The organism is Leptospiraceae bacterium (genome assembly GCA_016708435.1).
Lineage (GTDB): Bacteria > Spirochaetota > Leptospiria > Leptospirales > Leptospiraceae > UBA2033.
In genome coordinates this window covers 1-11269 of sequence record JADJFV010000024.1, presented here as the reverse complement: position 1 = coordinate 11269, position 11269 = coordinate 1, and the positions used below count along the sequence as shown (strand labels likewise).

Here is an 11269-nt window from a genome sequence, read left to right as displayed (position 1 = left end):
AAATGTTTATAATAAGATGAGAGTGCCAGTAGTTCATCCTAAGACAAGGCAAGGTATAAAAAACGACGAACATTTATCCCGGTTTCCAATTTTACTAGAAAATATTAAATATGGATGGTTTGCTTATATTTTCTTCTAAATAAATCCGAGGGATCGAATTTGAACTATGAAGAAAACTGGAAAATAATGTCAGAGAATATTCATAAAATTCCAACTGAGATTGATAACAGATATCTGAATACAGAGAAGATTTTTCTTCCTTAATCCCTGCTTTGCATTTGCTTATGAATTTGGGGTATAACTATCTTAACCCCACTGAGGCATTGCGACTTCGTAGAGAAAAAACAAGCCAAGCAGTTTTGGATTTGGTTTTACGAGAACAATTAAAGAAGTTTAATACGTTTAATTTTAAAGGAAAAGATCATTCTTTTTCAGAAGCTAATATTGATAAGGCGATCCAAGAAATACGAGATATTCCTTTTGATAGTCTTATGACTACGAACGAAAAGGTTTATGATTTAATTACTCTTGGAAAAAGTTTTGAACAAACTATCGAGGGTTATACAAGAAGTTTTTCTTTGAAATACATTGATTGGGAAAACATAGAGAATAATGTATTTCATGTATGCGATGAATTTGTAATCGAAAGAAGGCATAGCCACCAAACTAGAAGACCGGATATTGTTTTATTTGTAAATGGAATTCCTCTCGTAGTAATCGAATGCAAAAGACCAGATGTAAAAGATTCTATTAAACAGGGGATAAGCCAACATATCCGCAACCAAGGAGTAGACGAGATTCCCCATTTATTTGTATATTCTCAATTTCTACTTTCTCTTTCGCAAAATGAAGCGATGTATGCGACTACGGATACGAAAGATAAATTCTGGGCTATCTGGAAAGAAGATTATTCTAAAAAAGAAATTTCTGATTTGGAAAAACTGATCAATCAAAAATTAAAACCTCAAGAAATAGAAAATCTATTTAGTTCTCGTGAGAATTGGCAAAAAGAAAAAATGAAGGAACTTTGGAATTCAGGAAAAAGAATTCCTTCTATACAGGACAAATCTATTTATAGTCTACTTCGTCCTCTGCGGCTACTCGAATTAGTCCAGAGATTTATTGTATTTGATAATAAGGAAAAGAAAGTTCCAAGATACCAACAATACTTTGCAGTCAAAGAAACGATTAAGAAAGTTACCGATGTAAAAGGAGATTCGCCGAGGTCCGGCGGAGTCATTTGGCATACAACTGGTTCTGGTAAATCCATTACAATGGTTTTACTTGCAAAAGCAATTAGTCTCGAACCATCCATTCAAGATCCGAAAGTAATTTTAGTTACTGACCGTGTAGACTTGGACGATCAGATTTACAAAACATTTAAGAATTGTGGAAAGGAAGTTGTGCAAGCGACTAGCGGAGAAAATCTATTTCGTCATATTGAGGATAACAAGGCGAATATCATTACCACGATCATTGATAAATTTGAATCCGGTTTACGAAAGAATAAATTAAAAAGTGAAAGTAGAAATATTTTTGTCTTAGTAGATGAAAGTCATAGAACGCAGTATGGAATTTCTCATGCAAGTATGAAACGTGTGTTTCTAACGCATGTTATATCGGGTTTACTGGAACCCCTCTTCTCAAAAAAGAAAAAAAGCACAGCTAAAAATTTGGTGGATTCATTCATACCTATACGATGAACCAGGCGATTGAAGATGGAGCCGTGACTCCTCTTATCTATGAAGGTAGAATGAGTGAGCTGCAAGGTGATAAGACTCAGATTGATAAATGGTTTGAGCGGATAACAAAGGATTTAACCGACGATCAAAAACTAGATTTAAAAAGAAAATTTAGACGAGAAGAAGAATTGGCAAAGGCAGATGAGCGGATACATGAAATTGCATTCGATGTTGTCTTTCATCATTCAGGAATGTATCAGGGAACTGGTCTCAAGGGACAATTGGCAGTATCCTCAAGACAAGATGCTATTAAATATAAAAAATACATGGATGAAATTGGAAAGGTCTCTAGCGAAATTATAATGTCTCCACCGGATACAAGAGAAGAGCATTCCGAAGTAAGTGAAGAAGAAATTCCAGAAGTTCAAAGATTTTGGAAGACGATGATGGATAGATATGGCAATCCAGAAAAATACCAGAAGAGTATTATTGATTCGTTTAAATTTTCAGAAGAGCCAGAAATTCTAATTGTCATCGATAAACTGCTTACTGGTTTCGATGCCCCTAGAAATACCGTTCTTTACATTGATAAACGTCTCCAGGAGCATAACATTTTACAAGCCATTGCAAGGGTGAATCGACTTTACGATGGAAAAGAAAATGGATTCATCATTGACTATCGAGGAATCTTTGGTCAGCTAAATGACGCAATCGAATTATACAAAGCATTAGAGAAAGAAGGATTTGATAAAGAAGATATAATTGGTTCCGTTACGAATGTTTCAGAGGAAATAAAAAAACTTCCTGAGTATCATACCAATGTTTGGGATGTATTCAAAGAAGTTGAAAATAAAAAAGATACTGAGGCGATGCAGATTCATTTAGAATCCGAAGATATGAGAGAAAAGTTTTATGAGTCTCTTAAAATCTTTTCCAATGTTTTAGGTATGGCATTAGCCAATGCAAACTTTCAAGAGACAACAGATCCTAAAACAATTCAAAGATACAAAGATGATTTTAAGATGTTTCACTCTCTACGGATTACCGTTAAACAGCGATTTGGCGAAACAGTGGATTATTCCAGTTATGAAATTCAAATTCGTAATCTTGTTAATAAATACATTGGAGCGGATACGGTAAAACAAATCATCAAGCCAGTAGATTTATTCAATATAGATGGATTTGAAAGAGAGCTAGAAGGTATTTCAGGAGACGCTGCAAAGGCTGATACAATTGCATCTAGATTAAAGAAAACTTGTATCGAGAAAATGCAAGAAGATCCCCTTCTTTATAAAAAGCTGTCCGAAGTAATTAATGAGGCAATTGCTGAACACAGAGCAAAGCGTATGTCTGATGCAGCCTATTTAGAAAGAATGAAAGAAGCATTAAAAAATACCAGGACTCAAGGGGAATCGGACATTCCAGATAGATTAAAATCAGAATCGGAGGCAAGGGCATACTACCGATTTATCTTACAAGAATTTTCAGAGGAAGAAATACAGGGAGTAGCCGCTACTGAGATTAGTGCGGATATTGCTTTAAAGATAAATGAAATTATCACTCGATTAAAAAAACGTGACTGGGTTCAAGACTTGAATGTAAAAAATCAAATGAAGAATGAAATAGAAGACTACCTTTTTTCTATCAAGGGAAGGTATGATTTGAAATGGGATTTAGATGTAATAGATCGAATCCTGGATGAAAATATTAGAATAGCGGAAAGTCGTGAAATACAAAATTAAATACGGTAAAACTAATTTAGATTTTTCTTTAATAAGAAAAAATAGAAAGACACTGGCTATTCATGTGTATCCAGACCAAAAAGTAGAAGTAGTTGCACCAAACGATGCAAAACTAGAATTGATTCTTCAAAAAGTAAAGAAACGAGCTTCCTGGATTATTAAGAACAAATTAGAATTTTCTAAATTCCAACCAAAACAACCTACTCCTAAATACCAATCAGGAGAAACTTTTAAATACTTAGGCAAACAATATCGTTTAAAAATAGTTGATTCAAAGAATACAGAAGTTCAATTAAAAAATGGAAGACTCATTCTTAAAATACCTTATATCAATAGATCAGAAGAGAATTGTAAAAATCTAATTGTAGATTGGTATAAAGAGAGAGGCAAAATAATATTTGCCGAAAGATTTCAAAAATGTATAAAGGATACTTCTAAAATTGGAGTTACATCTATACCTAATTGGAAAATTAAATCCATGAAAAAGCGTTGGGGAAGCTGCAACAAAAACGGATTAATACATCTGAATCCCGAACTACTAGCAGCTCCTAAATCTTGTATCGACTATGTAATCCAACATGAACTTTGTCATCTAAAGGTTTACAACCATAGTCCACGCTTTTACAATTTACTTTCAAAGGTTAATCCCGATTGGTCAAAACGGCGTGATTATTTGAATAAGAATATTGAAGTTAGGTTTGTGTAGTGGATTAAATTATAAAATTTGCGTAATCCAATAAAATTGACAGCATTTCCTAAAATTCATTCCTATCCTTTATTTTTCTCAGGAGTTTATTGATATATTCTGTCGAATCCAATTTGTGTTCTTTTGTATATGTAAAAAAATATTCTCGTAAATCTTCTTCTAGATAAATTGGCATATTAAAATCTTTGGGTGATTTAATTTGTGTTGGTCTTATGTTTGCGGTTGCGGAATGGTATTCTTCTTCCTGTTCCATTTGTTCAAACTCTTCTTCCATTGCCTGCTGTAGCTCGCCAGCTATTTTTCTTAAATAAGGACTATTTTCTACTGCCTTCTTGAATTCCGCTCCTGTCATAGACTTCTTAGGCTTATCTTTGTTATCTCCATCATTAATCATAAATCCCATTTGTTGCTCCTTACTTCTTTTATCAACTGATCTACTTTTTTTTATATCTATTTTTACGCTGCTTGGTTTTCAATAAGAGTTTTATGAAGAAAAATAATTAATTGATTTAACTTGTAAGTAAAGTATTATTTTAGAGAGTTATTGAAGATAATGAAAAAACGAAAGAAGATATTTACAAGAGCTGAGGTAGAAGAAAAAAACAGAGAATTAATGAAGGAAAAATTTGGTCTTTCTCCAATTAGTGTAGATGAATATGGATACTATTACGATGGATTAGGAACATTAAATAAAATTATAGAAAACAGACAGAAAATAGAAGCCATTCAGAAAAAACTGGAAATGAAACTTACAATAGATTCTGAGGCAAATGCAGTTTATCTGAAAATCAAAGAAGGTAAGATTTCTAGAACGCAAAAAATTACAAAGAGAGTTAATCTCGATTTAGATGAATCTGAGGAAGTGTTAGGAATAGAAATCTATAATGTTTTAAGAAATAATGACGTAATCAACCTTGATATGGCAATACCAAAAGATAAGTCTAACAATGATTAACCATGATCCAATTATGAAAACACAATGGGCAAAATGCATTTGTAATGATGATTACAAAGTTTCGCTTACACTCGGAGATTGTTATATTGTAGAGCCATCTAAGGCTAATGATCCGGCTTCTTGGATTCGTATTATTGATGATACAGGAGAAGCTTATTTGTTCCATGAAAAACTTTCGAAATTTATTGGGAGTAAATAATTACAGTTTAAAGGAAATTGAATGTTTTTCTGAAAATACTTTCAACTTCTGAATTCCGTATCCAACTCGGAAGTCGAAATAAGTCAATAAAACGCAAGTGAATGCGTCTTCTTTCCGATATTTATTACATGAAATGGCAAAAGAAAAAATCAACCGAGAGCATTGCTCTTTCTCTTAAAACAAAAGATAAAAATAAAGCTAGTGGTATTTCAGAAGCAATCGGAAAAGGATTCGCTGAAGACGCTATTATAAAACTCAGAAAAAAACTAAATGGAAATCTACACAACGAAAAGGACCTCCGTAATCGCGCTCTCCTGGAATTTCTCCTGGCTACCGGTCTTCGAGCTGATGCAGTTGTAAATGCCAAATTTTCAAATCTTGTAAAAACTCCGCAGAAAGAATTTGTCCTGGAATATATAGCCAAAGGAGGCAAAACAAAATATATCGCAATCGAAAAGCAAGTCATCAAACTAATTGAAGACTATCATCGGTTATGCGGGTTTACTCATGATTATTTCTTTGTTACGTTACCAACTAACGCGAATCCTGATCGGCATCCGATGACTACGCGAGCACTCCAGGGGATTATAGAGATATGGGGATTACGGACATTACGCGGTAAATCCGGTCATCCACACGCTTTCCGGCATACTGTTGGTCAGGCTTTGACTGATGTGCAAGGAGTTGGCACTGCTCAAGTTGCGCTCGGTCATGAAAATATTCAGACTACGGAGAGGTTTTATATTAACCGCTTTGTGAATCCGAGTAAGATTTTGAAGGATAAGTGGAAAGGAAAGGGATAGATTCTAATTAATTATTCTTGCAAGAAAACCCTTGTGATTTTGTAATTAGAATCTATGCACAGTATTTCGAGGTAAAAATGAAATTAATTTTATTACAATTCTGCGTTATCTTTTTCCTGCTAATATCAAATTTTAACTGTAAAAAAAATGTCTCACAAACTGCGAATGAAAATTTAAACCAAAAAGCATCTACAAATCCCTATGAAATGAATTATCCTAAAACGAAAGCAGAATTAGACAGCGATGCAAAGTGGGATGACTTTGAAATGAAGAGTGAAATGGAAAATTATTATATCGTGAATGATCCTAATGGACTTACTGTTAATAGTTCTAGCGAAGATTTCAAATCAAAAAAAGATTTTATACCAAGGGGCGTAAAATTTCAATTTACCACACCAGCCAAAAAAGACCTCCAATTTTATATAGATCCAAATAAGATATGGTGGAAAGAAATTAAATGGGATGATAAAACAGGATGGCTACCTTGGAATCTTAATTATGAAAAACAAACATTAAAATTTTCCCATTCCTATATGAATGCAGAGAAGTATCAAAAAAACTTTGCTTTGTCTCAGGAAACTACACAGATATTAGAACTCCCAATGGAAGGAAGTAAGGTAATCGAAACAATACCTGCATTTAAAATTTTAAAATCCAATTTTAGCGCCCAAATAATGAAAGATTATCGTGATGATTATGAAACAACTGAATATTTTAGCCCAAATCCAAATGAAATTACTTGGCATGAAATAGAAACATCTGACGGCAAACTAGGATATACCTCCGACAAAAACATACATTTATATTCTGAAAGAGAGGAGGCTCTCAATGCTCAAAAAGATAAGCGGATTTTTAAAAAAGGCTATTTTGTAATAAAAAACTATAGATTAAATCTTTATAGAGATAATCCATTAGAATCTATTTCAAATTCCGCTAAAGTTAAAATTTCAAAAGAAAAAATTCACTTCGTTACAAATTCAGAAATAATAAATGGAATTAGATATTATATTTTAGACTTGGAGTCAAAACTTAAAAAAAATAAATCCGTAATTATTAAAGATAGCAAATCCATCTCTAATAATAGGAATATACTTATTTCAGAAAAGGATGGAGTTTTTTATAACATACAAGAATTTCCAGAATATACAGCCAAGCATACATCATTTAAAGGAGATAAACGATTAATTGATATTATGCGCAAGGAATACGAAGGAGAAAGATTTTCCATGTATTTGAATTATAGCAAATTTGAATTACGAAAAATTTCAAATAAATCTAAAGATGGAAATTCATATTATCTAGGGAAAAGCCTATTTAGGTGCGAATCCTCCACCTGATGAATTTGATAGGCGTTTTAAATATATGATTTTCTTGAAAATAAAAATGGAGAATATTTGCCGATGCTCTCAGGTTTAACTTCCTCCATTCCAATTAGAATTCTAGATTTAGATAAAGATGGAAATTATGAAATAGAAACGGAAATCCATGAAAGAGTATCGAATAAAAGAAACCTCTACATACTGAAGGATGGAAAATATATATCATCCGCAGATTTACTTCCTAAAGGATATGATATAGATATAATCGACGTCAAGAGAGGACTTATTTATGCGGGGCATGGTTTCCACTTTCAATTTGGAAAAGAGGAACGAGAAAAAGGAATGGTGTTCAAACTACAAAAAGGAGAATTCATTCCTACAGACTTTGATCCGGCACTTTAACGGATATAAAGCATATTTATAAAATGCGAGAAGATTAATTATCTATAAGAATCTTCATGCTTGATCAAGCAAATGTAGAGATGGGCTTATACTATCATTGAAAAAAGAATTTAAAGTTGATATTTAGAAATCAGATATTATTTTTCAACTTCCTAACAGTGCATATATAGGTAATTTTTTCTAATTTATTTTTTGCAACAAATAATGCAATGCCCGTATTGCGTCAATGCAATGATTTCCCCAGTGCATTAAAAAGCTAAACTTCATTTGCCACAGCGCATCTTCAACAGCTTCGCTCGTTCCAATTTTCATCTTCTCCAATTCAGTTTTTAAATCGCAATATATATCATCAAAATCGAGAGCAATGTCGCCCTGGATTGATTCATGCACATTTTTATTTATAGGGTTAAATACTTTCCGATACTTGGTATCATATCCTAATGTTGAAATTTGGTTTATATTCTTATTTTCAAAAGAAATACTTTTATTGAAATCTAAATCTTTCTTTTCAAATTTCAAGTCGATCTCTTAAAATTTATGACCTGACGCATAAAGATCAATTAATGCTAGGTGCGCTCTTTTAAAAAAATCTTCTTTATCAATGATTTCTATTTCTAATAGCTCAACGAATTGGCTAGCCGCATTCAAGAAACTCTGTGTTTTATCCCTGGCTAAAAATTCCTGTATATCTGTTAAAAGTTTTTGTTCGGTCATAATTTTATTACGGAAGCCCTTCTCCATATTCAACAGCACTAATTTTAAAATCTGCGCCGTATTCAACAATTTGAACCCGACCGAAAGTTTTTTACCTTTAAATGTGCAATCCTTCGAATTGTTGCGTCAAAATTCCAATTGTAAAAATAAAAAATAAAATTAATATACTCGCTTTCATTTTCCTTAGCTCCCCTACTCTTTCTATTCTTTTAAATTTTTCAATTTTCATTATTTAAAGGAGGATAATACTAGAAACCCGCATCGGAACAGAATATTCTATCTCCAATCCTTTTCAAATTTTTTATCAAGCGGTAAATCCTGTAAGAAATTAAAGCCGATGTCCATTGTTATCGGTTCCTTATCAGTAAAATAGAATTTATAAAATCTACCATCCGTTTCTATTTTTATAATTTTCTTTAAATCTTTTTCGGTTACCCATCCATCTACATTTCCAATTTAATTTCTCCAGAAACTTTGTTTATAGAATTCTAATTGGTATAATGATTCAAAGCTTTTATTTGAAATTTTCCCTTTTCGTAGACAGTCCCAAAGATAAAAGCTTTCAGATCTTGTTAAATTCGGTATCTTGTATTTCCTTTTTTAAAGGAAAAATCTTTTAAGTTTAAATAAACAGGAAATTCACTTAAGCTTCTTTCTTTTAAATTTAAATTTTGATAGAGATCGCGAATTACAAAAAGCGCCCAAAGTAACTCAGAAGGTCCGATGATACCGTAATCATGAATTGATTTATATATTTTATTATTTACAATGACTGTTGTATCATAGGTCAAGTCATCTGTATGATTGACCGAATAATAGTCATTAACCGTTTTTATATCAACGTATTTAAAACTATTTAGAATTTCCAGATATTCGGATTTTGAAATTTTAGCAGTATATAATCCTCTGATATGAGTGCCTACCTCTCCATAGAATGTTATGTTTCCATCCGAGTTAATTATAATATCCATCATTGGGCATTGCCCATAACAACCATCTTGAGAAAATAATCTTTTGAAATTTAGGATTTGGATTCCTATTTTTTCCCAACCTTTTATACCTTGTCTTAGTAAATTTTTCTGACTCAATAATCAAAAATTCTGAATCTAATTTTACTATTCTCTCTGTTACCCATTTGTTATCGCTCAAATCAAAATATAATAATTTATCTTCAATAATTTTGAAGGGTGTTTTTTTGCCTAAGTAAACGACAGGATAATGTCCGCCGATTTGTTTATAAAATCCTCCTACTCTCTCCATAGTCGAGTCAGAGTAAAAACTTAATTTGCGGTAATATTCATTTTCGTCGTCAAAAACAAAAGAATATTTTGATTTTACCTTTGGCTTTGCATTAAGAACTTCAACCCACTCTCCTTCAATTGGATGAGTTATTTTTTCCTCGTTGCATGATATAAAAAATATAAGTATTACAATTAGCCTGAATGATTTTTTTTTCATAAATATCCTGTTAAATCTCATCTGGAAATATCTTGACAATTCTTATCATTTCCAGATTAAATGGGTATATAGCACAGAAAAGGTAGGGATAATGTCAAACTTTATATTTTTATTAATGATTCATTGCAAGTAGTTATATTTTTTGTTTGGCTACGGGATTTCTTTAATTGGATTGGGTATTGGTCTATCCCCTTTGCAATATTAAGATATTTAATTTAATTGTAATGCTATATTTATTATACATTCTAATTTTTAAACGAAACAAAAACCAGTGCTTTATGAAACTTAATAGAAGTCATTTACTGCCTATTAGCCCCTGCTGTCTACCTTAGTATTGTTTTTAAATACAGGGATTCGTTATTTTTCTAGTGGTGATACTGTATTAGAGAATTCAATTTTTCATAATATTCTAGCCTGGATAGCAATTAGTATTTACTGGATAATTCGAATTATCCCTAACAGAAAAAATAAATATACTAATGTCTTTACTTTTTTATCGAAACTTAGCGTTTATTTTTGTTTTGAGTTCTTAGTCTTTATCTGGAAAGATTATTCTTTTTACTATCACGATTCACTGAATCAGGTCAGAATAGTAGCTCAATTTACAGCAAAATTTCTGACTTTCTATTTTATATTATTCCCTATTTCTTTGGTTTACGAAGTTTAGTTCAAAATCAAAAGAGAGGATTATCTTGAAAAGAAAGAATCATTTGTATTTTTCAAAAGGGTTCAATTTATTTCATTTTTTTTAGTGGGACTTCTTTTATTTAATCTCTTTCAAAAGACAGATATAGGAATTCGTTTACGATTAAAGTCTTTAGATGCGGATATAACTAATTATTCGCAAGAATATAAGGTTGATAGAACGTTAATAAAGGCAATTATTTATACAAATTACAAGCATTACTTGAATCCGTAAAACTTCTAGCGAGACAGTTGCATTAGGTTTATGGGCATTAGACGATTATAATCATTTAGGTTGAAAAAATTCTCCCGTTTCCGTCGGGGTTACAGATTCAACAACGACAATTATAAAAAGCAATTCTCCTTGGAATGTTAAATGATAAAAATCAATCTTATTATTTTAGCAAAACAATATAGAGCTGCTATAGTAGAACTCACACCGGGAATGGAAAATCAAGGTGCAACGCTAAAGATCGGACAATGCATTTAGATACGATTTCCCTTTCAGATTACCTGGGTGGAATTATTGACCCTTCAGTCAATATTCAGTATTGCGCCACACTTTGTTCTTCCAATCCCAATGGAATAGCGTAAACTATGGTATA

Annotated in this window: 12 protein-coding genes and 1 pseudogene; 8 read left to right on the top strand and 5 right to left on the bottom strand. The window is 32.0% G+C overall.

What is annotated here, in order from left to right; genetic code table 11:
- Positions 1-284: 284 nt before the first annotated feature.
- Positions 285-3424 (top strand): annotated as a pseudogene (locus IPH52_18715) (type I restriction endonuclease subunit R).
- Positions 3408-4130 carry a M48 family metallopeptidase gene (locus IPH52_18710; protein MBK7057041.1) on the top strand — a complete coding sequence of 241 codons (723 nt, stop codon included), beginning with the start codon at positions 3408-3410 and terminating at the stop codon, positions 4128-4130. The pseudogene IPH52_18715 and the gene IPH52_18710 overlap by 17 nt, the downstream one beginning before the upstream one ends.
- A gap of 49 nt (positions 4131-4179) precedes the next feature.
- Here the strand turns inward: IPH52_18710 and IPH52_18705 are convergent, their stop codons facing one another.
- A complete protein-coding gene (locus tag IPH52_18705; protein ID MBK7057040.1) occupies positions 4180-4533 on the bottom strand; it encodes a hypothetical protein in 354 nt (117 codons plus the stop codon).
- Positions 4534-4674: 141 nt separating this feature from the next.
- Here IPH52_18705 and IPH52_18700 point away from each other — a divergent pair, with 141 nt between their 5' ends.
- The 5 genes from IPH52_18700 to IPH52_18680 all read left to right on the top strand — a co-directional run bounded on the left by IPH52_18700 (position 4675) and on the right by IPH52_18680 (position 7808).
- Positions 4675-5085 carry a DUF2283 domain-containing protein gene (locus IPH52_18700; protein MBK7057039.1) on the top strand — a complete coding sequence of 137 codons (411 nt, stop codon included), beginning with the start codon at positions 4675-4677 and terminating at the stop codon, positions 5083-5085.
- Positions 5078-5284 carry a hypothetical protein gene (locus tag IPH52_18695; protein ID MBK7057038.1) on the top strand — a complete coding sequence of 69 codons (207 nt, stop codon included), beginning with the start codon at positions 5078-5080 and terminating at the stop codon, positions 5282-5284. Before IPH52_18700 ends, IPH52_18695 begins: the two co-directional genes overlap by 8 nt.
- 128 nt (positions 5285-5412) lie before the next feature.
- The gene (locus IPH52_18690) at positions 5413-6087 is read left to right on the top strand and encodes a tyrosine-type recombinase/integrase (GenBank protein MBK7057037.1); all 675 of its coding nucleotides are present in this window, start codon (positions 5413-5415) and stop codon (positions 6085-6087) included.
- A gap of 77 nt (positions 6088-6164) precedes the next feature.
- Positions 6165-7424, top strand: coding sequence for a hypothetical protein (locus IPH52_18685; protein MBK7057036.1), 1260 nt, complete (start codon positions 6165-6167; stop codon positions 7422-7424).
- Between the two features lie 63 nt (positions 7425-7487).
- Positions 7488-7808 (top strand): hypothetical protein, encoded by a 321-nt coding sequence (locus IPH52_18680; GenBank protein MBK7057035.1) that lies wholly within the window; start codon positions 7488-7490, stop codon positions 7806-7808.
- A 180-nt stretch (positions 7809-7988) separates the two neighbouring features.
- Here the strand turns inward: IPH52_18680 and IPH52_18675 are convergent, their stop codons facing one another.
- The 4 genes from IPH52_18675 to IPH52_18660 form a co-directional block, all read right to left on the bottom strand.
- Positions 7989-8327, bottom strand: a complete 339-nt coding sequence (locus IPH52_18675; protein MBK7057034.1) for a DUF5063 domain-containing protein — start codon at positions 8325-8327, stop codon at positions 7989-7991.
- A 9-nt stretch (positions 8328-8336) separates the two neighbouring features.
- Positions 8337-8522 carry a hypothetical protein gene (locus tag IPH52_18670; protein MBK7057033.1) on the bottom strand — a complete coding sequence of 62 codons (186 nt, stop codon included), beginning with the start codon at positions 8520-8522 and terminating at the stop codon, positions 8337-8339.
- A gap of 572 nt (positions 8523-9094) precedes the next feature.
- On the bottom strand, positions 9095-9496 hold the full coding sequence (locus tag IPH52_18665; GenBank protein ID MBK7057032.1) for a hypothetical protein: 402 nt from the start codon (positions 9494-9496) through the stop codon (positions 9095-9097).
- Positions 9477-9980, bottom strand: coding sequence for a hypothetical protein (locus IPH52_18660; GenBank protein MBK7057031.1), 504 nt, complete (start codon positions 9978-9980; stop codon positions 9477-9479). The genes IPH52_18665 and IPH52_18660 overlap by 20 nt, the downstream gene beginning before the upstream one ends.
- 751 nt (positions 9981-10731) lie before the next feature.
- Here IPH52_18660 and IPH52_18655 point away from each other — a divergent pair.
- Positions 10732-10899: a hypothetical protein gene (locus tag IPH52_18655; protein MBK7057030.1), complete on the top strand. Its 168-nt coding sequence runs from the start codon at positions 10732-10734 to the stop codon at positions 10897-10899.
- Positions 10900-11269 lie beyond the last annotated feature (370 nt).

Bases quoted from the DNA above. Each gene is read 5' to 3' on its own strand.
- IPH52_18665 (MBK7057032.1), bottom strand. From the start codon at position 9,496: ATGATGGATATTATAATTAACTCGGATGGAAACATAACATTCTATGGA.
- IPH52_18660 (MBK7057031.1), bottom strand. From the start codon at position 9,980: ATGAAAAAAAAATCATTCAGGCTAATTGTAATACTTATATTTTTTATA.
- IPH52_18695 (MBK7057038.1), top strand. From the start codon at position 5,078: ATGATTAACCATGATCCAATTATGAAAACACAATGGGCAAAATGCATT.
- IPH52_18680 (MBK7057035.1), top strand. From the start codon at position 7,488: ATGCTCTCAGGTTTAACTTCCTCCATTCCAATTAGAATTCTAGATTTA.
- IPH52_18705 (MBK7057040.1), bottom strand. From the start codon at position 4,533: ATGGGATTTATGATTAATGATGGAGATAACAAAGATAAGCCTAAGAAG.
- IPH52_18685 (MBK7057036.1), top strand. From the start codon at position 6,165: ATGAAATTAATTTTATTACAATTCTGCGTTATCTTTTTCCTGCTAATA.
- IPH52_18670 (MBK7057033.1), bottom strand. From the start codon at position 8,522: ATGACCGAACAAAAACTTTTAACAGATATACAGGAATTTTTAGCCAGG.
- IPH52_18690 (MBK7057037.1), top strand. From the start codon at position 5,413: ATGAAATGGCAAAAGAAAAAATCAACCGAGAGCATTGCTCTTTCTCTT.